General features: G+C 68.7%; 22 protein-coding genes. 6 read left to right on the top strand and 16 right to left on the bottom strand.

Going from position 1 to position 20,604, the window contains the following annotated elements; all coding sequences use genetic code 11:
• Positions 1-42: 42 nt before the first annotated feature.
• Genes J3476_RS14960 through J3476_RS14940 form a run of 5 tightly spaced genes read right to left on the bottom strand, consistent with a single transcriptional unit; the run spans position 43 to position 5,407 of the window.
• The gene (locus J3476_RS14960; RefSeq protein ID WP_207067212.1) at positions 43-558 is read right to left on the bottom strand and encodes a (2Fe-2S)-binding protein; all 516 of its coding nucleotides are present in this window, start codon (positions 556-558) and stop codon (positions 43-45) included.
• A complete protein-coding gene (locus tag J3476_RS14955) occupies positions 548-1,423 on the bottom strand; it encodes a xanthine dehydrogenase family protein subunit M (RefSeq protein WP_207067211.1) in 876 nt (291 codons plus the stop codon). The genes J3476_RS14960 and J3476_RS14955 overlap by 11 nt, the downstream gene beginning before the upstream one ends.
• Positions 1,420-3,756 carry a xanthine dehydrogenase family protein molybdopterin-binding subunit gene (locus J3476_RS14950; RefSeq protein WP_286183103.1) on the bottom strand — a complete coding sequence of 779 codons (2,337 nt, stop codon included), beginning with the start codon at positions 3,754-3,756 and terminating at the stop codon, positions 1,420-1,422. Before J3476_RS14950 ends, J3476_RS14955 begins: the two co-directional genes overlap by 4 nt.
• Complete coding sequence (locus J3476_RS14945) at positions 3,753-4,550, bottom strand: ABC transporter permease (RefSeq protein ID WP_207067210.1); 798 nt, start codon at positions 4,548-4,550, stop codon at positions 3,753-3,755. The genes J3476_RS14950 and J3476_RS14945 overlap by 4 nt, the downstream gene beginning before the upstream one ends.
• Entirely contained in the window at positions 4,547-5,407 is an 861-nt protein-coding gene (locus J3476_RS14940) for an ABC transporter permease (RefSeq protein WP_207067209.1), read from the bottom strand. Before J3476_RS14940 ends, J3476_RS14945 begins: the two co-directional genes overlap by 4 nt.
• Here J3476_RS14940 and J3476_RS14935 point away from each other — a divergent pair.
• Positions 5,394-5,948, top strand: a complete 555-nt coding sequence (locus tag J3476_RS14935) for an SRPBCC family protein (RefSeq protein WP_286183101.1) — start codon at positions 5,394-5,396, stop codon at positions 5,946-5,948. The genes J3476_RS14940 and J3476_RS14935 overlap by 14 nt on opposite strands.
• Here J3476_RS14935 and J3476_RS14930 read toward each other — a convergent pair.
• The 6 genes from J3476_RS14930 to J3476_RS14905 form a co-directional block, all read right to left on the bottom strand.
• Positions 5,923-6,393 (bottom strand): RidA family protein, encoded by a 471-nt coding sequence (locus J3476_RS14930; protein ID WP_207067208.1) that lies wholly within the window; start codon positions 6,391-6,393, stop codon positions 5,923-5,925. The genes J3476_RS14935 and J3476_RS14930 overlap by 26 nt on opposite strands.
• Complete coding sequence (locus J3476_RS14925; protein WP_152516844.1) at positions 6,390-7,151, bottom strand: GntR family transcriptional regulator; 762 nt, start codon at positions 7,149-7,151, stop codon at positions 6,390-6,392. Before J3476_RS14925 ends, J3476_RS14930 begins: the two co-directional genes overlap by 4 nt.
• A gap of 127 nt (positions 7,152-7,278) precedes the next feature.
• A complete protein-coding gene (gene dxs / locus J3476_RS14920) occupies positions 7,279-9,192 on the bottom strand; it encodes a 1-deoxy-D-xylulose-5-phosphate synthase (protein ID WP_207067207.1) in 1,914 nt (637 codons plus the stop codon).
• A gap of 27 nt (positions 9,193-9,219) precedes the next feature.
• On the bottom strand, positions 9,220-10,548 hold the full coding sequence (nhaA, locus tag J3476_RS14915; RefSeq protein ID WP_373889067.1) for a Na+/H+ antiporter NhaA: 1,329 nt from the start codon (positions 10,546-10,548) through the stop codon (positions 9,220-9,222).
• Positions 10,549-10,645: 97 nt separating this feature from the next.
• Positions 10,646-11,887 (bottom strand): class I SAM-dependent RNA methyltransferase, encoded by a 1,242-nt coding sequence (locus tag J3476_RS14910; protein ID WP_207067205.1) that lies wholly within the window; start codon positions 11,885-11,887, stop codon positions 10,646-10,648.
• Entirely contained in the window at positions 11,884-13,878 is a 1,995-nt protein-coding gene (locus J3476_RS14905) for an APC family permease (protein WP_207067204.1), read from the bottom strand. The genes J3476_RS14910 and J3476_RS14905 overlap by 4 nt, the downstream gene beginning before the upstream one ends.
• A 121-nt stretch (positions 13,879-13,999) precedes the next feature.
• Here J3476_RS14905 and J3476_RS14900 point away from each other — a divergent pair, with 121 nt between their 5' ends.
• Together J3476_RS14900 and J3476_RS14895 are read left to right on the top strand one after the other, a co-directional pair.
• Positions 14,000-14,671: a TrkA family potassium uptake protein gene (locus J3476_RS14900; protein ID WP_207067203.1), complete on the top strand. Its 672-nt coding sequence runs from the start codon at positions 14,000-14,002 to the stop codon at positions 14,669-14,671.
• 72 nt (positions 14,672-14,743) lie between these two features.
• A complete protein-coding gene (locus J3476_RS14895; RefSeq protein WP_207067202.1) occupies positions 14,744-15,409 on the top strand; it encodes a TrkA family potassium uptake protein in 666 nt (221 codons plus the stop codon).
• On the opposite strand, the gene J3476_RS14890 is transcribed toward J3476_RS14895, so the two are convergent.
• The gene (locus J3476_RS14890) at positions 15,400-16,203 is read right to left on the bottom strand and encodes a DUF3159 domain-containing protein (RefSeq protein WP_207067201.1); all 804 of its coding nucleotides are present in this window, start codon (positions 16,201-16,203) and stop codon (positions 15,400-15,402) included. The two genes, J3476_RS14895 and J3476_RS14890, sit on opposite strands and share 10 nt — an antisense overlap.
• A complete protein-coding gene (locus J3476_RS14885) occupies positions 16,200-16,571 on the bottom strand; it encodes an OB-fold nucleic acid binding domain-containing protein (RefSeq protein ID WP_152516837.1) in 372 nt (123 codons plus the stop codon). Before J3476_RS14885 ends, J3476_RS14890 begins: the two co-directional genes overlap by 4 nt.
• A gap of 129 nt (positions 16,572-16,700) precedes the next feature.
• On the opposite strand from J3476_RS14885, the gene J3476_RS14880 reads away from it, so the two are divergent.
• The gene (locus tag J3476_RS14880; RefSeq protein ID WP_207067200.1) at positions 16,701-17,438 is read left to right on the top strand and encodes an alpha/beta fold hydrolase; all 738 of its coding nucleotides are present in this window, start codon (positions 16,701-16,703) and stop codon (positions 17,436-17,438) included.
• A gap of 142 nt (positions 17,439-17,580) precedes the next feature.
• Here the strand turns inward: J3476_RS14880 and J3476_RS14875 are convergent, their stop codons facing one another.
• Complete coding sequence (locus J3476_RS14875) at positions 17,581-18,417, bottom strand: DUF3710 domain-containing protein (protein ID WP_207067199.1); 837 nt, start codon at positions 18,415-18,417, stop codon at positions 17,581-17,583.
• Positions 18,418-18,480: 63 nt separating this feature from the next.
• A complete protein-coding gene (gene dut / locus J3476_RS14870; RefSeq protein ID WP_152516835.1) occupies positions 18,481-18,945 on the bottom strand; it encodes a dUTP diphosphatase in 465 nt (154 codons plus the stop codon).
• 25 nt (positions 18,946-18,970) lie between these two features.
• On the opposite strand from dut, the gene J3476_RS14865 reads away from it, so the two are divergent.
• On the top strand, positions 18,971-19,447 hold the full coding sequence (locus tag J3476_RS14865) for a DUF3093 domain-containing protein (protein ID WP_207067198.1): 477 nt from the start codon (positions 18,971-18,973) through the stop codon (positions 19,445-19,447).
• Positions 19,448-19,449: 2 nt separating this feature from the next.
• Here J3476_RS14865 and J3476_RS14860 read toward each other — a convergent pair whose 3' ends face one another.
• Positions 19,450-19,752, bottom strand: coding sequence for a DUF4193 domain-containing protein (locus J3476_RS14860; RefSeq protein WP_152516833.1), 303 nt, complete (start codon positions 19,750-19,752; stop codon positions 19,450-19,452).
• 198 nt (positions 19,753-19,950) lie between these two features.
• Between J3476_RS14860 and cei the strand changes: the two genes are divergently transcribed.
• Complete coding sequence (cei, locus tag J3476_RS14855; RefSeq protein ID WP_207067197.1) at positions 19,951-20,604, top strand: envelope integrity protein Cei; 654 nt, start codon at positions 19,951-19,953, stop codon at positions 20,602-20,604.

The raw sequence follows: 20,604 nt of genomic DNA, 5'->3' as shown, positions 1-20,604 counted from the left end.
ACCCGCCGGAACCGGGGGGACGGCGCAGGGATGGCTGCCCGGTCAGGATTCCGCACTGTCCGCGCTGCCCGCCGGCGTGGCGGCATCGAGCACGGCCGCCACGATGCCCTGGTAACCCGTGCAGCGGCAGATGTTGCCGGACAGCGCCTCCCGTACCGAGTCGGCGGTGAGCGGTTTCTCGGCGTCGGGATCGCGCAACAGTTCCACTGCCGCCACCAGGAACCCGGGAGTGCAGAAACCGCACTGCAGTCCGCCACGTTCGGCGAACGCCTGCCGCAGTCGGTCAGCCTCCTCGAACTGGTCGAGACCCTCGACGGTGTCGATCCGAAGACCATCGGTCTGTGCGGCCAGCATCAGGCAGGCGCGCGCCGACCGGCCCTCCACGAACACGGTGCATGCACCGCACACCCCGTGCTCACAGCCCAGATGCGTTCCCGTCAAGCCGAGTTCGTCGCGCAGGAAGTCGGCGAGAGTGAGCCGACCTGCCACGGTTCGCACGATCTGTTTGCCGTTGACCGTCACCGCGATGGTCAGCGTCGCCGGTGAATCAGGCCGCATATCCACCCCCTCTCGGAGCGTTCACCCGCCGGTGCGCATCGGCAAGCGCATCGGCAAGCGCCGCGCGGCACAGGCGGCGCGCGTAGTCGGTGTCCTCGACCGCCGGTTCGCAGGCGTCCGCCCATCGGTCGGCCAAGGTGCGCCACAGCTGCGCCGACGGCACCTTCCCGACCGCATCGTCGGCAACGAAGAGCAGCGGCCGGTCTGCCATGCTCAACACACCGGCGCGCACAGCTGCGATCCGGCCATCCGGGTCCACCGTCAGCAGGCAGCCTGCGCCGGCGAGGCCGTAGTCGCCGTGCTGGTGAGCGAATTCGACGAAGCCCCAACCCTGCCCGGCCTTGATGGCGGGCACGGAGATCCAGGTGACCATCTCGTCGGCGGCAAGGGCGTTGGTGTACAACGACACGAACATCTCCTCGGCGGCGACCGTGCGCCGCCCCGACACGGACTCGACGTGAAACGTGGCGCCGAGAACGACGGTCGCCAGCGGTATCTCGGCGGCCGGGTCGGCATGTGCCACCGACCCGCCGATGGTGCCCCTGTTGCGAATGGCGATATGACCGATGTAGCGCGCCGCATCGGCGAGCAGGGGGGCCCGTGCGGCGATCAACGGGTCGGTCTCCACGGTCCGGTGGGTGACCAGAGCGCCGAGCACCAGATCATCGGTGTCATCGAACACGCGGTTCAATTCGGCGAGTCTGCCGATGTCGATGACCGACGTGGGCCGCGCCAGGCGCAGGTTCATCAGTGTCATCAAGGACTGGCCGCCGGCCATCAGCTTCGCATCGGCGTCCTGCGCGAGCAGCTCGAGGGCCTCGGCGACCGAGTCCGGCCGCTGGTAGCACACCGCGGCGGGCTTCACGACGCCACCCTGTCCAGCGCCCGGCACAGATCGGCGGTCCCGATCGGCGTCGTCGTCACGTGGTGGCCACCGCCCAGCGCGTCGTCGACGGCGGCGGCGACCGCGGCGTACACGGCGATGGTGCCGCTCTCCCCCGCACCGCGCACGCCCAGCGGATTGGCAGGCGTGGCGACGTGGTGATGGTTCACGAGCACCGGGGGCACGTCCGTGGTGAGGGGCAAATGGTAGGCCGCGAACGTCGTCGAGGTCGGTTCCCCCGTGGGCGAGTATCTCCACGCCTCGAACAGCGCGCCACCGATCCCCTGGGCGACTCCACCGACGATCTGGCCCTCCACGATCCTGGGATTGATCTCCCGGCCACCCTCGTGGGACACCGCGTAGCGCAACACCTTCACGATCCCGGTGCGCCTGTGCACGCCGAGAATGACCGCGTGCACACCCATCGTCCACGTCACCGTCGGGACCCGGTAGACGGAGGTGACGTCCAGCGCCGCACCACCCTCACCGGCACCTCCGACGCGGCCCGCCGCGGCCAGTTCGTCCCAGCCGACCGCGGTTCCGGCCGCCGTGAACCGGCCCCCGGCGTAGCCGACCGATTCGGCATCGACGAGCTGCGCAGCGCGTTGTGAGGCAAGCACGATCAGTTCGCCGCACGCCTGGTGCACCGCGGAGCCGGCCAGCACCGCCGACCGGCTGGCGAACGTTCCGACTCCCTCGGGCAGTTGCTCGGTGTCGCAGGGCCGGTAACGCACCCGCTGCAGCGGGACGTCCAGCGCATCAGCGGCCACCTGGGCGAAGACCGTCTCGTGCCCCTGACCCGCCGATGCGGCGCCCGCCGTCACCTCGAACTGCCCGCTGGGCAGCACCCGCACGCGCGCTGTTTCGTGCGGGCCCCGACCCGTCGCCTCCAGATAGCACGACAACCCGTACCCGACATGGTGATCGGGGTTCTCGATCGCGCAGACGTCCACCTCCGAGCGCGGCAGCGTGCGCACCGCCGAATCCAGACAGGCCAGGTAGTCACCACCGTCGAAACAGATCGGCACCCCGTCGCGGTACGGGAGGGGCCGGGCGTACGGCAGATCAGCCGCGCCCAGCAGGTTTCTCCTGCGGATCTCCTCACCGGAGATGCCCACGACCGCCGCCGCCGCATCCAGGCTCCGCTCCAGCGCGAACGTCGCTTCCGGCCGGCCCGCGCCGCGGTACTGCGCGACGAGTGTCTTGTTGGTCAGCGCGGCATATCCGCGGACGTGCATGGCCGGTATCCGATAGGGCCCCATCAAGTGCACGGCGGTGTTGGCGACGATGCCTGCCACCCAGAGACTTCCGGCACCGATGTCGACGACGAAATCGACGTCCCACGCGAGGATCGCGCCCTCGGCGTCGACGGCCAGCCGCGCCCGGTGCAGCTGGTCCCTGGCCTGAGCGCTGGCCAGCAGGTGTTCCTGGCGGTCCTCGACCCAGACCACGCGCTGCCCGGTGTGTCTGGCCAGCACGGCGAGCACGATCTCCTCGCCGTACACATTGGCCTTGGTGCCGAAACCACCACCCACATCCGGCACACTGACCACGATGTCCTGACGGTCCCAGCCTGTCACCGCGCAGATCGCGTTGCGCACCATGTGCGGTACCTGGGTCGAGGTGTGTACCTCCACCCGTCCGCGTCCGGCGTCGTAATCGGCGAGCACGCCGCGACATTCGAGAGGGACGGCACCGTGGCGCTCCATGCGGTAGGTGCCCTCCACGACATGGGCGGCTGTGTCGAAAGCCTCATCGGGAGCGCCGAACTCGTACTCCAGACGAGCGGCCTGGTTGGTCGGCAGATGGCCGAACAGTGCGGGGCTGTCCGGATCGAGCGCGGTCACGGCGTCGGTCAGCACCGGCAGCGCCTGATAGGACACGACGACGCTTTCGGCTGCGTCCTCGGCGACGTAGCGGTCGGCGGCGACGACCACGGCGATCGGCTGGCCGACGTAGTGCACACGGTCGGCGGCGAGGATGGGAAGGCGCTGCTCAGCCAACTCCAGCGACGTGGCGGCACTGAAATCGGGGTCGGGCGTGGTCAGCGCGGGGATCCACGCTCCGTCGAGGCCGAGATCGGCTGCTCCGAACACTCCGTGCACGCCCGGCATCCGCTCGGCGACCGCGGTGTCGATTCCGGTGATCTTCGCGTGCGCCTGGCTCGATCGGACGAACACGACGTGCGCGGCGCCGGCGGCGAGGTCGGCCAGGAAGCGTCCGCGCCCGCCGAGCATGCGGTCGTCCTCCCGGCGCCGCACCGAGCTGCCGACCCATGGGCGATCTGCGCCCGACTCCGATGCGACGGGGGTCAATGGATCCTTTTCTCCCACTGCCACAGAGCGATCGAGATGCCGAACGAGATGGTGATCAGCAACATGATCGTGGCAACCATCGACGGGTAGTCACCGTGACTGTAGGCCTGGAGCACGACGCGTCCCAGGCCCCGCCTGGTGGCGAAGAACTCCGAGAGGACGACGCCGACGACGGCGAGACTCACGGCCAGCCGGATACCGGTGAGCAGCGGACGGCGAATCGCGGGGAAGATGATGTGCACCAGCATCTGCCAGGGATTGGCGCGCACCGAGCGCGCGAGTTTCCAATACACCTTGGGGATCTCCTGCACACCGGTCGAGACATTGATCAGCACCGGGAACAGCGCGAACAGCACCCCCATGACGACCTTGGAGCCCGACAGGCTGAAGATCGGCAGCAACACCGGATACAGCACGATCTTGGGGATCCCGTTGAGCATGATGATCATCGGCTCGAAGATCAGACGCAGTCGGCCCGACAGGCCGAGAAGAAGCCCGATGCCCCCGCCGACGGCGGTGCCGACCACGAATGCCAGAGCCACCGCCTGCGCGGTGACCCGGAGGTCGAACAGATAGGCGGGGTCGGAGAGGTTCTCGACAAGCACGCCGAGCGTGCGGACCGGCGACGGGATGACGAAGGTCAACCCCGACACGACCTCCCAGACGACGAGGACGAGGACGGCGAGCAGGCTCGCACCGACGAACTGGCTGCCGATGACCGCACGCCAGGAGAAGCGCCGTGTGACGGGTCGGTCGGCCTCGACGGGTGCAGGGGCCGGTGCGGTGGCGGTCACGAGTTCCTTCCCCGCAGCAGCACGCGCTCGACGGCGGCCAACGCGACGGTCAGCAGACACGACAGCACCAGGACCACGACGATGTAGGCGAACATCCCGATGTTGTCGAAGATTTCGTAGAGGTAGCGGATGCGGTAGCCCAGGCCCGCCTGCGCGGTGGTGAATTCCATCGCGATGGTCCCGATCAGGGCGTAGACGACGGCGAGCCGAAGACCCGCGACGATGAACGGGCCGGCAGCCGGGATCGCGATCGCGAACAACGTCTGTCGGGGCGAGGTGCGCAACGAGCGGGCCAGCTTGAGGTAGACCGGCGGCATCTGGTTCAAACCCACGGCCGTGTTCAGGGCCATCGGGATCGCCGCCATGATCGTGGCCAGGATGATCACCGACATGGCGTTGATGCCGACCAGCACGATCATCACCGGATAGAACAACACCAGCGGCACGGCGTAGAACGACACCAGGTAGGGCTCGAACACCCGGCCCAGCAACGGCACCTTCCAGAACAACAGTCCGGCAGCGAATCCGAGCAGGCATCCGAACACGATCGAGGCGGCCACCTCGATCCCGGTGCGCTGTGCGTCGATCCAGAACTGTCGTTCGGTCATCAACACCCCGAGCTCGGTGAAGATCACCGACGGCGCGGGCAGCACATGATCGTTCCACCACCCCGCTCGCGAACCTATCTCGGCGAACGCCGTCAGCGCGACGATCAGGGCCAGGGTGGCACCCACGCTGAAACCCGCCGTCCCCCATCCTCGGCTGCGGCGGGGCGGCTCGGGTGGCGCATGGTGCGCGGACGCGGATTCCCCGGGCAGATCGTCTTCCGCCGCCACCTGGGCCGTGCTGACGGACATCCCGACGGTGATCGGATGCATCCCGGGCGCCGAACTCGAGCGTCGCGACGGCGACGACTACCACGCCCGGGTGGCCGTCAAGGTCGGTCCCGTCGCAGTGACCCTCGTGGGAACCGCGACCCTGGCGCACCAGGACGACGAGGCCAGGGAAATGGTTGTGCGCGGCAACGCACGTGACCGCAAGGGCAACGGCTCGACCGAAGCGACCGTTCGTCTGGTGGCCCGCGAAGACGGAGACAAATCGGTGGTCACAGTGACCACCGACGTCGAACTCAGTGGCCGTATCGCGCAATTCGGCCGCACGGTCATCGTCCAGGTCAGCAACCGCATCATCGGCCAGTTCGTCGCCCGTCTCGACCATGTCCTCGCCGGCGAGGAGGACACCGCGACCGCCGAGGTGAAAAGGCGGCTGCCCGTGTCCCCGATCGATCCACCAGACGCGTGGATCACGGTGCTGGCCAACGGTTTCGCCGGCCTGGCCCTGGGCTTGGCGGTCGGGCGGTGGCTGGACCTGCTCAGCGCGCGGCCGTCGCGACGCTGACGACGAGGTCGAGTTCGACGCACGCCCCACCGGGCAGGGACGCCACCCCGATCGCGGTCCGGGCATGTGCGCCGGTGTGCGCACCGAATGCGGTGAGCAACACCTGGGACGCGCCGTCGACGACGGCCGGGTGCGTGTCGAACTCCGGTGCGGCACGGACATAGCCGCGCAACGCGACCACCGCGTCCACGGTGTCGAGGCCCGCCTCCGCCTCGATCGCAGCCAGCAGGTTCAATGCGACCAGCCCCGCCTGTTCTCGCGCCTCGTCGACGGTCACGTCGACGCCGACGACTCCGCGCAGCGCCGGCTCGCCGTCCCGACGGGCGGTGGCACCCGAGACCCACAGCTGATCACCGCAGCGGCGGCTCGGAAAATACGCACCCTTGGGCGGCGGCGCAGGGGGAAGAATCACGCCCGCCTCCCGCAACCGGTCGGCGACCGTCATGCCGAGGCGTCGGATTCCGCGTCGAAGATCTGATGGATCGGCCCGAGGGCGTGGGCGCGGTGTTCGTGGTTGAGCCGTACCAGCCGCTCCACGTCGCGGTCGGCCACGGCGTCGATCATCGCCTCGTGTTCTTTGCACACCTTCGGCATGTCCAACAGCGGTGAATACAGCGGCCGGTACGCGTCGGCGGTGTTCCACAGCTGCGTGACGATGCGCTTGGTGCGCGCCATGCCGCTGGCGTGAAAGGTCAGGAAATGGAACTGACGGTTGAGTACTCCGACGGTGATGGGATCGCCGTCGGCCAGTGCAGCATCCATTTGTGCGTTGCAGCTGCGCATCTCGTCGACGATGTCGTCGGTGACCCCGGGCATGGCGTCCCGGATCAACGCCTCCTCCAGGATCGCCCGAAGTTTGAAGACCTCCAGCAGATCGTCGAGGCTGAGTTTGGTGACGCGGTACCCGCTGTGCGGAACGTAGGTGATGTACTCCTCGGCCTCGAGCGTCTTCAACGCTTCCCGGATCGGGATCCGCGACATGCCGAACTGCTCGGCGACGGCCTCCTGCACGATCCAACTGCCGGGCGCCAACTTGCCGGTGGTGATGTCGTGGCGAAGCGCTTCGGCCACGGCCTGCTGGGCGGTCTTCGGCCGCACGAAATCGGCCCGGCGTCCCCGCACGGCGTCTCCGGAGTACCCCGCGGGAGTGGCACGATCTGCGCCCTCGGGTTGTGCACGCTTGGCGGCGGTGCGCGGTGGCATCGGCTCTCGCTTTCGGCTGATATTGGATACTCTATGCGACCATCCTGCCTGCGAGTCAACTCCATGCGGCACTGCGCATCCGTGTCGCAGCACGGATGTCACGCGCGGCCCAGCGGCGGCCACGCCGTCACTCCAGGTGTTCGCTGACTTCCTGCGCAGCGGTGGCGGCGCCGAGTGCGGCCACCCACCCGGTGACCTGGCGGGCGACGTTGCGCTCGGTCAACCCGACCGAATCGAGCACTTCGCCCCGGGACGCGTGGTCGAAGAACTGCTGCGGAAGGGCCACATCGCGGCACGGCACGTCCACCTCGGCGCGGCGCAGGGCGCCCGAGACCGCAGAACCGACGCCGCCGTGAACCCCGTTGTCCTCGAGGGTCACCACGAGCTTGTGCCCGGCCGCCATCGTCACGATCTCGTCCGGCACCGGCAACACCCAGCGCGGATCGACGACGGTGACGCCGATTCCCTGGTTGCGCAGCCGCTCGGCCACAGCCAGCGCCATCGTGGCGAACGGTCCGACCGCGACGAGCAGGACATCATCGGACAGTCCCGATACCGGAGCGGCCAGCACGTCGACGACACCGCGCCGCTCCAGAGCTGGAACCTCTTGTCCCACATCGCCTTTCGGGAAGCGAACAGCGGTGGGACCGTCGTCGATGTCGATCGCCTCGGTGAGTTCCTCGGCGAGACGGGCGCCGTCCCGGGGGGCGGCGACCCGCATCCCTGGCACCACGCCCAGGATCGACAGATCCCACATGCCGTTGTGGCTGGCACCGTCGGGGCCGGTGACGCCCGAGCGGTCCAACACCATCGTGACCGGCAGCTTGTGCAGCGCAACGTCCATCATGATCTGGTCGAAGGCGCGGTTGAGGAACGTCGAGTAGATGGCGACGACCGGGTGCATGCCGCCCATCGCCAGGCCGGCCGCGGAGGTCATCGCGTGCTGCTCGGCGATCCCCACGTCGAAGAACCGATCGGGGTACTTCGCCCGGAACGCGTTCAGGCCGGTGGGCCCTGGCATCGCCGCCGTGATCGCCACGACGTCGCGCCGTTCGGCCGCGATCTGGATGAGCGTGTCGGAGAACGTCGCCGTCCAGCCCGGGCCCGGCACCGATCGCGCCAGGCCGGTCTCGGGATCGATGACGCCGCAGGCGTGCATCTGGTCGTCCTCGTCGTTCTCGGCCGGGGCGTAACCCATGCCCTTGCGGGTCACGACGTGCACGACCACCGGGGCGTTGAAGGCCCGCGCGTGGCGCAGGGCGTTCTCCACCGCGTGTTCGTCATGACCGTCGATCGGCCCGACGTACTTGAGGCCGAGGTCGGTGAACATCACCTGTGGACTCAGCGCGTCCTTGATGCCCGCCTTGATGCTGTGCATGCACTGATAGCAGAATTCGCCGATCATGGGGACGCCCCGGACCGCCTTGCGCCCCTCCTCGAGCACCCGCTCGTAGCCGGGCTGCAGACGCAGAGCCGCCAGGTGTTCGGCGAACCCACCGATGGTGGGCGCGTAGCTGCGGCCGTTGTCGTTGACGATGATCACCACCGGCCGGCGGGAGGCGGCGATGTTGTTCATCGCCTCCCAGCACATCCCCCCGGTGAGCGCGCCGTCGCCGACCACGGCGACCACGTGCCGGTTGCGGTGACCGTTGAGCTCGAACGCCTTGGCCAGCCCGTCGGCGTAGGACAGCGCCGAACTGGCATGACTGGACTCCACCCAGTCGTGCTCGCTCTCGGTCCGCGACGGATATCCCGACAGGCCGTCCTTCTTGCGCAGCGTCTCGAAATCGCGGCAGCGACCGGTCAGCATCTTGTGCACGTAGGCCTGATGTCCGGTGTCGAACAGGATCGGGTCGTGCGGCGAGTCGAAGACACGGTGCAGTGCCAGCGTCAGTTCCACGACGCCCAAGTTCGGTCCCAGGTGCCCGCCCGTCGCCGCGACCTTGTGGATCAGGAAGTCGCGGATTTCTCGAGCCAGCTCTTCCAGCTGCGCCTGTGTCAGGTGCTGCAGATCTGCGGGACCGCGGATCTGTTCAAGCATTCCGCCAGTCTACGCACGGTGTCGGGGTCAGTCCTGTCGAGACTCGTACACATCGGGCACGCCGTCCTGGTCCTCGTCGACGGTCTCCTCGTTGCATATCCGCCGGTAGGTGGCGTTCCTGCTCAACAGCAACAATGAGGCCAAGGCGGCCGCGACCAGGGAACCCGTCAACACGCCGATCTTCACGAATTCGTCACGTTCTGAGCCCAGGCCGTAGGCCAGATCGCCGATCAGCAGCGACACCGTGAACCCGATGCCGGCCAGCATCGACACGCCGAGGACGTCCACCCACCGCAACGCCGAGTCCAGGTTCGCGCGCGTCACCGCGGCCAACAGCCGGGTGGTGAAGAAGATCCCGATCGGTTTGCCCAGTACCAGTCCGCCGATGATGCCCATCGTGATCGGGTCGGCCAACGCCCGGCCCAGGCCGCTGAGCCCGCCGAAGTTCACCCCCGCGGCGAAGAAGGCGAACACCGGGATCGCGAAGCCGGCCGAGATGGGCCGCAGCAGGTGTTCGAAATGCTCGGCCATGCTGATCTCGGTGGTTTTACCCTTCTTCTTCGCCGAGCGGAGCACGGGGACGGCGAAGCCGAGCAGCACGCCGGCGACGGTGGCATGCACCCCCGACTCGTGCACCAGCACCCAGGTCACGACCCCGAGCGGAACCAGCAGCCACCAGGCCTGCACACCGCGCTGCACCAACAGCGTGAACAACGCCAGCGGGATCAGTGCTCCCAGCAACGCCCAGATCTTGATCTCGTCGGTGTAGAACACCGCGATGACCGTGACCGCCAGCAGGTCGTCGACCACAGCCAGCGTCAGCAGGAACGTGCGCAGCGCTGCGGGCAGGTGGGTGGAGATGACCGCCAGCACCGCCACCGCGAAGGCGATGTCGGTCGCGGTCGGTATCGCCCAGCCCTGCAGCGCACCGTCGCCGACATGGGCGGTGAACGCCACGAAGATCAGTGCCGGCACCACCATTCCGCCCACGGCCGCCGCGATCGGCAGGGCCGCCCGGCCCGGGTCGCGCAGGTCACCGGCGACGAACTCGCGTTTGAGCTCCAGACCGACGACGAAGAAGAAGATGGCCAGCAACCCGTCGGCGGCCCATTCACCGATCGACAGATCGAGGTGCAGGCCCAGCCACTGCCCCCCGAGGACGAAGTCGCGGACGCCGAAGTAACTGCCCTTCCACGGGGAGTTCGCCCACACCAGCGCGGTCCCGGCCGCGACGAGCAGGATGACACCGCCCACGGTCTCCTTGCGCAGGATCTCGGAGATCCGGCTGGTTTCCGCCCAGGACCCCCGCGAGAACAGCGCGCGCCCGACCTGTCGTCCGCGGGATTTCGAAGTCACAGCCTGCTTTCGGTTGGAGCCGACATTTGCCATCGCCGACCAGGCTTGCCGGCACGCCGTTGAGCCACCTTATTCCACCTGACCGGCATCCCGCTCATTATCTCTGCAGCACCGCGATGCACTCAACATGGTGGGTCAGCGGGAAGGAATCGAAGACGCGCAGATCCTCGACGCGGTAACCGCGGGCCAGGTACAGGCCGATATCACGCGCGAAAGAGGCTGCCTCGCAACCGATATGGATGATCCGGGGCACTCCGGCAGCGGCGAGCAGGTCGATCACCTCACGGCCGGCCCCGGTGCGGGGAGGGTCGAGCACGGCCACGTCGGCGCGCTGGCGCTGTGCGGTCAACGCCCGCCGGACCGAATCGGTGAGCACCGTCACCGCCCCCAGATCCGCCAGCGCCTCGCGCGCCGCGCGGGCGGAGGCGCGGGAGGTGTCGACGGTGAGCACCCGTCCGGTGTCGCCCACCGCCGCGGCCATCGTCGCGGCGAAGATGCCGGCGCCTCCGTACAGATCCCATGCGGTCATTCCGGCGCTGAGCTGAGCCCATCGGCCGACCACAGTGCTGTAGCAGTCCGGCGCATCCCGGTGGGCCTGCCAGAACGCGGTCACCGGGATCTGCCAGGTCCGGCCCGCGACCCTCTGCACCGCCTCGTAGGCCCCGTCGACGACGCGGGTGGCGGTGCGGCCACGGTCGGATCCCCGTCGTCCGCCCTCGCGCCGCTGCGACACCGCCACGTGGCGCGCGCCGTCGCTGTCGACGGCGACGTGGATCTGGGCACCTCCCGGCCAGCGCTCGTGCGCCAGGTCGGCGAGCAGGCCGTCGGGCAACTGCGCGCAGTCGAGCCGGTGGACCAGTTCGTCGCTGTGGTAGCGGTGAAATCCCGCCTGTCCGTCCTCCGACGTGGCCAGTCGCACCCGGGTGCGCCACCCGGCGGGGCCGGCGTCACCGACCGGTTCGGCGATCGCCTCGGACTCGTCGCGCCACCGGTATCCGCCGAGACGCTCGAGCTGATTGGCCACCACGGCGCCCTTGAGGCGCCGCGCGGTCACCGGTTCGGCGAACGCCAGATCGCAGCACCCCGCGCCGTCCACACCGGCGATGGGGCACAGTGATTCGACACGGCCGGGGGACGGCTCGAGGATCTCGACGGCGTCGCCGGTCCAGTACGACGTGGTCGGCGCCGCTCCCCCGGTCAACCGCACCCGCACCGTCTCCCCGGGCAGAGCGTGCCGCACGAACACCACCCGTCCGTCGTGGCGGGCGACGCAGCTGCCTCCGTTGGCCGGCGGGCCCGTGGTCAGCGTGAGTTCGGTCGGCCGGTCGGCGGCACTCAATCGAGGAATCCCTTGCGCGCGTCGCCGGGAGCCGACTGCGGCTGCAGGTTCTTCAACCGTTCCGACGACGACAGCTGCCAGGGCACCGAGGTGACCATCACATTGGGCTCGAACAACAGCCTGCCCTTCAACCGCAGCGCGCTCTGGTTGTGCAACACCTGCTCCCACCAGTGCCCCACCACGTACTCGGGGATGAACACGGTGACCACGGTGCGGGGCGAGTCCTTGGACACCCGCTTGACGTAGTCGAGCACCGGACGGGTGATCTCGCGGTAGGGCGAGGCAATGACCTTCAACGGCACGCTGATGTCGCTGTTCTCCCACTTGTGCACCAGCTCGCGCGTCTCGGCGTCGTCGACGCTGACCGTGACGGCCTCGAGCACGTCGGGGCGGGTGGCGCGCGCGTAGGCCAGCGCCCGCAGCGTCGGCATGTGGACGTTGGAGACCAGCACGATCGCGTGGTTGCGACTGGGCAGCACGATGTCCTCGGTCTCGGCGGCGCGCTTCTCCAGCTCACGGCTGACCGCCGCGTAATGGCTGTGGATCATCTTCATGATGACGAACATCGCCGTCATCGCCAGGATGGCGATCCACGCGCCCACCATGAACTTGGTGACGACCACGATGATCAGCACCGTGCCGGTGCACAGGAAGCCGATCGTGTTGATCACCCGTGAGCGCTTCATCCGGCTGCGCACCACAGCATCGGTCTCGGTCCGCAACAGCCGTGTCCAGTGTTTGACCATGCCGATCTGGCTCAGCGTGAAGGACACGAACACCCCCACGATGTAGAGGTGGATCAGCGCGGTGACCTGAGCCTGGAATGCGACGACGAACGCGATGGCGCCGAACGCCAGGAACAGGATGCCGTTGGAGAACGCCAGGCGGTCACCGCGGGTGTGCAGCTGCCGCGGCAGGAAACGGTCCTGCGCGAGGATCGACCCCAGGACCGGGAAACCGTTGAACGCGGTGTTGGCCGCCAGCACCAGGATCAGCGCGGTCACACCGGCGATCAGGTACAGCCCGGGCGCGAATCCGTGGAACACCGTTTCCGCCAATTGGGCGATGAGCGTTTTCTGCTGGTAGTCGTCGGGGGCGCCTTCGAGCTGTTCCAGCGGCCGCTCGGCGATCTGCACGCCGGTGTCCTGGGCCAGCAGGATCATGCCCATGAACAGCGTGATCGCGATGGCCCCCAGCAGCGCCAGCGTCGTCGCGGCGTTGCGGGACTTCGGTTTACGAAACGCGGGCACCCCGTTGCTGATCGCTTCCACACCGGTCAGCGCGGCGCTGCCGGACGAGAACGCCCGGGCGACGAGGAAGACCAACGCGAAGCCGAGGATGTCGCCGTGCTCGGAGTGCATCTCGAAATCGGCGGATTCGGCGCGCAGCGGCTCGCCGAGCACGTGGATCTGGAAGAAGCCCCAGAACAGCATCGCGAACATGCCGATCATGAACGCATAGGTGGGGATGGCGAAGGCGGTGCCCGACTCCCGGATGCCGCGCAGGTTCAGCGAGGCCAGCACCAGGATCGCCGTCACCGCGAACCACACCTTGTGGTCGTCGACGAACGGGATCGCCGAGCCGATGTTCGACGCCGCCGACGACATCGACACCGCGACCGTCAGCACGTAGTCCACCAGCAGCGCACTGGCCACCGTCAGCCCCGCGGTCGGGCCCAGGTTGGTGGTGACCACCTCGTAGTCACCGCCGCCGGACGGATAGGCGTGCACGTTCTGCCGGTAGCTGGCGATGACGACGAGCATGACCACGGCCACGGCCAGACCGATCCACGGCGCCATGGAGTAGGCCGCGAGTCCGGCGACCGAGAGCACCAGGAAGATCTCCTCGGGTGCGTACGCCACGGAGGACAACGCGTCAGAGGCGAAGACGGGCAGCGCGATCCGTTTGGGCAGCAGCGTGTGGGCGAGCTTGTCGCTGCGGAACGGCCGACCCAGCACGAGACGGCGGGCGACCGTCGAAAGCTTGGACACGACTGCCAAGAGTAAGCCCGCAGCCACCCGACCGTAGGAAAGCGGTAGCGTTCCGGGTGCGCGGGTTACACAACCGCAGGTATCGGTATGCCACGTCGGCTCAGGCCGGAAAGGACCGTCGGTGCGGGTAGTGGTGATGGGATGCGGCCGGGTGGGCGCATCGTTGGCGGACAGTCTGGCCCGGATCGGCCATGACGTCGCCGTGATCGACCGGGACGGCACGGCCTTTCACCGGCTGTCCCCGGACTTCTCCGGGGAGCGGGTGCTGGGCATGGGATTCGACCGGGACGTGCTGGTGCGCGCCGGTATCGAGGACGCGTCGGCCTTCGCCGCGGTGTCCTCGGGGGACAACTCCAACATCATCTCCGCGCGCGTGGCGCGTGAGACCTTCGGCGTGCAGCGCGTGGTGGCCCGGATCTACGACGCCAAACGCGCGGCGGTCTACGAGCGGCTGGGCATCCCCACGGTGGCCACCGTGCCGTGGACGACCGACCGTCTGCTGCATGTGTTGACCCGCGAGACCGAGACGACCAAATGGCGCGACCCCAGCGGCAACGTCGGCGTGACCGAACTCACGCTGCACGAGGGCTGGGTGGGTCGGCGGATCAGTGAGCTCGAGACCGCCACCGCCGGGCGGGTGTCGTTCGTGATCCGCTTCGGCGCGGGTCTGCTGCCCGACGCCAAGACCGTCGTCCAGTCCGGCGACCAGGTCTATCTGGCGGCGATCGCCGGGCACATCGCCGAAGCGCTGGCGATCGCGGCGTTGCCGCCCGGTGAGGAAGCAGAGGCATGAACACCGCCGACGACGATCACGAGGAGCGGCGCAGATGAAGACCGCCGACGACGATCATGAGGAGCGGCGCGGATGAAAGTCGCCATCGCCGGGGCCGGTGCCGTCGGGCGATCCATCGCCCGTGAGCTCGTCGATGCTCACGAGGTCACGCTGCTCGAACGTAACCCCGACCACATCGACGTCGACGCCATTCCCGCCGCGCACTGGCGGCTCGGGGACGCCTGCGAGCTGAGCCTTCTCGAGTCGGTCAAGCTCGAGGAGTTCGACGTGGTGATCGCGGCGACCGGCGACGACAAGGCCAACGTGGTGGTCAGCCTGTTGTCCAAGACCGAGTTCGCGGTGCCGCGGGTGGTGGCACGTGTCAACGACCCTCGCAACGAATGGCTCTTCGACGAAGCGTGGGGTGTCGACGTGGCGGTGTCCACCCCGCGCATGCTCGCGTCGCTGGTGGAGGAAGCTGTGTCGGTCGGCGACCTGGTGCGGCTGATGGAGTTCCGCAAGGGTCAGGCGAACCTCGTCGAGATCACGCTGCCCGACGACACGCCGTGGGGCGGCAAGCCGGTCAAACGCCTGGACTTGCCCCGCGACGCGTCACTGGTCACCATCCTGCGCGGCCCGCGGGTGATCGTTCCGGAGGGCGATGAGCCGCTCGAGGGCGGCGACGAGCTGCTGTTCGTCGCGGTGACCGAGGTCGAGGACGAGCTGCGCGCGCAGGTGCTGCACCCGCGTCAGCGCTGAGCGTCGCCCCGCGCGGTCGCGTCGTCGGCACTGTCGGTGGTCACGGTGTCGGGCGTCTCGCTGCCCGTCGTCACGCTGTCGGGGGTCCCGGTGCCCGTTGTCGCGCCGTCGGGTGTTGCGGTGTCGCCGGTCGTCGTCTCGGTGTCGCCGGCGTGGTCCCGCACCGCGCGCTGCGCGGCCTTGATCGCCAGATACGTCACCAGCGCGGCCACCGCCGTCAACGGCCAGCCCATCGCGATCCGGGCAACACCGAGCCACCCGGTCTGGTCGGCGTCGTACAGGTGGTGCTGCACGACGAACCGTGAGGTGAACACCAGCACCCACACCAGCGTGGCGATGTCGAAGGCGCGGACCGCGCGGCGCACGTCGCGCCAGGCGCCGCGGTCCTGGGTGTGCACCCAGCCCCAGATGTAGCCCACCACCGGCCTGCGGATGACCACCGACGCCGCGAAGACGATCGCCCAGAACAGCGACATCCAGATGCCGAGCAGGAAATACCCCTTCGAGGCCCCCACCAGGTAGGCGATCAGCGCGCTGATCGCAACGGCGAAGAACCCGGAGATCGCCGGCTGGGTCGATTCCCGGCGGAAGAGCCGCCACACCAGGATCGCCGTCGCGACGCCGAGCGCCGCGGCGATCGCGGGCACCAACCCGAACGCCGACGACACCGGCACGAACACCAGTACGGGCAGCGACGAGTAGATGAGGCCGCTGACGCCGCCCATCTGTTGCAGGACGGTGGCGCCCCGCGGCGAGGAAGTCTGCGTGCCCGGTTCGCTGCCCGGGTCACTCACTTCTGGATCTCGTAATGGGGGTTGTAGATCGCTTTGGCACCGCTGTCGAGCTTGCCCACCCGGCCGTGCACCTTCAGGGTGCGACCCGATTCGATACCGGGGATGCGGCGCTGACCGAGCCAGACCAGCATCACCGAATCGGTGCCGTCGAACAGTTCGGCTTTCACACCGCCTGCGCATCCTTTGCCGTTGCATTCGACGCTGCGCAACGTGCCCACCATCGTGACCTCCTGGCCGCGCTGGCAGTTGATCGCCTTCTGCGCGCCGGTGTTGGCCGGATCTTCGCTGAGTTCCTCGACGTCGAGTTGCTCTGGGTCTTCGGTCAACCGACGAGTCAGCCGCCGTAGATACCCCTCGGCCGTGGCCATGGCTTCACCTTCTGTCAATCCACTGTGGATTTGCCCCAACCAACGCCACGGTAGACCTCTTACTTCCCGGATGCCACGTCAGGGCGGGTCGGCGCGCCGAGCTTTCCGCGACCAGGCACGATCGAGTCCATGGCGGTCAACTTGCGCGGCGTCACCATCGTTCTGCTTCCCGGGACGGGGTCGGACGACGACTTCGTCTACCGCGCGTTCGCGCCCGCGCTGCACGAGGTGGGCGCCGTGGTGGTGACACCGTCCCCGCAACCGCACCGGCTCATCGCCGGTTACCTCGACGAGCTCGACAACATCGCGCGGGCGGTGCGACCCGAGCCGATCGCGGTGGGCGGGGTGTCCATCGGCGCCGCGGTGGCGACGGAGTGGGCGCTGGCGCATCCCGGCGGCGTGATCGCGGTATTGGCGGCGCTGCCCGCATGGACCGGCGAACCGGATGCCGCGCCGGCCGCGCTGGCCGCCCGATACTCTGCACAGCTGTTGCGGCGCGACGGGCTGGTGTCGGCCACCGCCCAGATGCAGGCCACCAGTCCTCGGTGGCTTGCTGATGAGCTCGCGCGGTCGTGGCTGCCGCAGTGGCCCGCCCTGCCCGACGCCATGGACGAGGCTGCGCACTACGTGGCGCCGACCACCGGCCAGCTCGAGGGGTTGGCCGTTCCCCTCGGTGTGGTCTCGGCCACCGACGATCCGGTGCATCCGGTGGAGATGGGCGTCGAGTGGGTGTCGGCCGCGCCGCGGTCGTCGCTGCGAACGGTCACACTCGACGAGATCGGCGCCGACCCGTCAGTGCTGGGCAGGCAGTGTCTCGCGGCGCTGCACGAGGCCGAGGAACCCGCCGGGCGACACTTCCCCGGTTGATCCACCACTCGGTCGGGAGCTCACGTGACGTCAATAGCTCACGGGGCGAGACCACGTCAGGCGATCGACCCGTCAGGCAACGGCCCCGTCACCCGGACAACCCGTCACCGTCGCTTGGCTGACACGCCACCCGGTTGGGCCGTCACCCTCCGGTGATGGTGCGCAGCTGTTGCATCGCCGAGCCCGGAGTACTCCGCCGGGCGGCGGGCTGGGCCTGTGGCTGTTGGGGGTCCGCACCGGGCTGCTGCGGATTCGGTTGCTGCGGATTCGGTTGCTCAGCATTGGGCTGCTGGGGGCTCGGTTGCTGTTGCCCTGACTGCTGCCGAGCCGCGGCCTGCTGCGCGGCGGCCTGCTCGGCAGCTGCGCGCAGCTGGGCCGCCATCGGCTCAGGTAGCTGCACCTGCAGCGGTGTGCGGACCGGCATCGGAGTGTCCCCTCGCCGAACCACCGTGTCGGCCAGTGCATTTCGCGCCTGATCCACCAGCGCGTCGATGCGGTCCTGCGGACCGTTGACTACGCACCGGATCATCCACCGGTACCCGTCTACGCCGATGAAACGCACCACGACGTTTCCCTGGCCGCCGGCCCCGATGACCTCTCGCCCCCACGGGCCGTCCACGATGCTGACCGTGGGCACATCCTTGCGCAGCGAGTCGGCCAACTCCGAGGCCACCTCACGCCACAACCCCGCCGATTTGGGCGCGGCGTATGCCGCAATGGTGAAACGGCCATTCGGTGTCACCACCCACACCGCGGTAGGGACGCCGTTCTCGCCGACCTCCACCTGCACCTGCCCCGCCTCGGGCATGGGGATCAGCACCGAGCCCAGGTCCAGCCGGGCCAGGGCGGCCACCGACGGGTCGTCGAAGTCGTCGATGTCGAAGGGGCCGTCGAGTTCCTCGTCGGCCTCAGCGGAGGCCGGGCCGCGCCCCTCGGTTGCGTCGGTGCTCTCGTCTTTGCGATGCCGTCTCAGTGCCATTTCCTCGTCACCATGCTCGTAGATGTGTGCAGTTCTGCCCGGTCTTCGCGCGCGTTCCCAGTCTCACAGACTCGCATGTCCACCGGAGGAACCATGCCCACCGTCGCCGCGCGTCGTGTCGGCCAGTCCGGCTTCGTCGAACGACCCCACCTCGACCAGCTCGGGCAACTCCACCCGCTGCACCAGCAATTGAGCGATCCGGTCGCCACGGCGCACGATGATGGGGGTCTGCGGGTCGAGGTTGATCAGCGCCACCTTGATCTCGCCGCGATAGCCGGCATCGATCGTGCCGGGGCTGTTGACGATCGAAAGCCCCACGCGAGCAGCAAGACCCGAGCGCGGGTGCACGAGCCCGACCATGCCGTGCGGGATGGCAACCGCCACCCCGGTGCCCACCAGCGCCCGCTCCCCCGGCGCCAGTTCGACGTCGTGAGCGCTGTACAGATCCACACCCGCGTCGCCGTCGTGGGCCCGGCTGGGCAGCGGTAGGTCGCGGTCCAGTCGTACTACCGCCAGAGAGGGGGACACGGCGTCACAGATTACTCTTGGGCACGTGTCCGACACGCGTGCCGCCTCGCAAACCGTGCGCTACCGCGAGCGGTTGTCCGTGCCGCTGTGGTGGTGGTTGCCCGGCCTGGGACTGGCCGCGCTGATCGCCCTGGAGGTCAACCAGGGGGTGCGGGTGCTGCCCGACTGGGTGGCTTACGCGGTGCTGCTTCCGGTGGCCGCCGTCGCCCTGGTGGCGCTCGGACGGACCGAGCTGCGGGTGGTCTCCGGCGGCGGCGACACCGAACTGTGGGTCGGCGATGCGCACCTGCCCGTCAGCGTCATCGCGCGCTCGGCGGAGGTGCCACGCACAGCGAAATCGGCGGCGCTGGGCCGCCAGCTCGACCCGGCCGCCTATGTCGTGCACAAGGCGTGGGTGGGACCGATGGTCCTGGTGGTGCTCGACGATCCGGAGGACCCCACGCCGTACTGGCTGGTCAGCTCGCGCCGACCGGAGAAGGTGCTGGCCGCGCTGCGCGCCTGAATTCAGGCGGCGCAGTCGGAGCAGATCATCAGGCCGTTCTTCTCAGTGGCCAGCCGGCTGCGGTGATGAACCAGGAAGCAGCTCGAGCAGGTGAACTCGTCGGCCTGTTTGGGGATGACCCGCACGGACAGCTCTTCGCCCGAGAGGTCGGCCCCCGGGAGTTCGAATGACTCGGCGGTCTCGGATTCGTCGACATCAACGACAGCGGATTGAGCTTCGTTGCGCCGTGCCTTCAACTCCTCCAGGGAGTCCTCGGAAACGTCGTCGGTTTCGGTGCGCCGTGGGGCGTCGTAGTCGGTGGCCATCTGTCCCCTCCGTGAAGCTCGTTGCAGCAGTGCTTTGTACCAGCGTCGAACGCCTGCACCAAATGATTCGTGCCCAGTTTGACGGTGGTAGTGGTGTGATTTACCTCACATTTCTGCGGCAGGGGTTGTTCCCGCCGGTCCAGGCACTGCAGACCGCGCCGATAGTGAGCAGGACCCCGTGGCCTTAGAGTGCTCACCGTGGTCGCGCAAATCACCGACGGCACCGCGTTCGACAAGCATGGACGCCCCTTCCGCCGCCGCCGTCTCCTGCCCGGACTGGTGATGTTCGCCGCCATGGCGGTAGCGGCCCTCCTCGTGTGGGTCATCGCCCTGTCCCGGCCACCCGACGTCCGCGAGGCCGCCGTCTGCAATCCGCCCCCGCCGGCCGAGCCCGGGGCGCCGGCGCCTGACCTCGGCGAGCAGGTGTCCCGCGACACGATGGTCGACGTCATGCCGGCCAAGCTCGCCGACACCACGATCCGCGTGCTCAACGCGAGCGGTCAGGGCGGGCAGGCCGCCGAGGTCGCCGGCGCGCTGCGCGACCTGGGTTTCACCGAGCCTGAAGCCGCCAACGACACGATCTACGCCACCGCCCGGCTGCAGTGCCAGGGCCAGATCCGATTCGGCCCGTCCGGCCGGGCCGCGGCGGCCGCGGTATGGCTGGTGGCGCCGTGCACCGAGCTGTATCAGGACCAGCGCACCGACGACACCGTCGATCTGGCGCTGGGTACCGAGTTCACAGAGCTCACACGCAGCGACGACATCGACGCGGTGCTGGCCAGCCTCATGCCCGAAGCCACCCAGCCCACCGACCCCTCGCTGCTGCGCCAGGCCCACACCGGCACCTGCTGA

This window comes from Mycobacterium sp. PO1 (assembly GCF_017312405.1).
Taxonomy (GTDB): domain Bacteria; phylum Actinomycetota; class Actinomycetes; order Mycobacteriales; family Mycobacteriaceae; genus Mycobacterium.
The sequence above is the reverse complement of the archived record's forward strand: the minus strand, read 5'-3'. Positions and strand labels throughout refer to the sequence as shown.

Coding starts and splice junctions, on each gene's coding strand:
- J3476_RS14960 (WP_207067212.1), bottom strand. CDS start 558: ATGCGGCCTGATTCACCGGCGACGCTGACCATCGCGGTGACGGTCAAC.
- J3476_RS14940 (WP_207067209.1), bottom strand. CDS start 5,407: ATGTCCGTCAGCACGGCCCAGGTGGCGGCGGAAGACGATCTGCCCGGG.
- J3476_RS14930 (WP_207067208.1), bottom strand. CDS start 6,393: ATGACGGTCGCCGACCGGTTGCGGGAGGCGGGCGTGATTCTTCCCCCT.
- J3476_RS14925 (WP_152516844.1), bottom strand. CDS start 7,151: ATGCCACCGCGCACCGCCGCCAAGCGTGCACAACCCGAGGGCGCAGAT.
- dxs (WP_207067207.1), bottom strand. CDS start 9,192: ATGCTTGAACAGATCCGCGGTCCCGCAGATCTGCAGCACCTGACACAG.
- J3476_RS14895 (WP_207067202.1), top strand. CDS start 14,744: ATGAAAGTCGCCATCGCCGGGGCCGGTGCCGTCGGGCGATCCATCGCC.
- J3476_RS14885 (WP_152516837.1), bottom strand. CDS start 16,571: ATGGCCACGGCCGAGGGGTATCTACGGCGGCTGACTCGTCGGTTGACC.
- J3476_RS14880 (WP_207067200.1), top strand. CDS start 16,701: ATGGCGGTCAACTTGCGCGGCGTCACCATCGTTCTGCTTCCCGGGACG.
- J3476_RS14875 (WP_207067199.1), bottom strand. CDS start 18,417: ATGGCACTGAGACGGCATCGCAAAGACGAGAGCACCGACGCAACCGAG.
- J3476_RS14860 (WP_152516833.1), bottom strand. CDS start 19,752: ATGGCCACCGACTACGACGCCCCACGGCGCACCGAAACCGACGACGTT.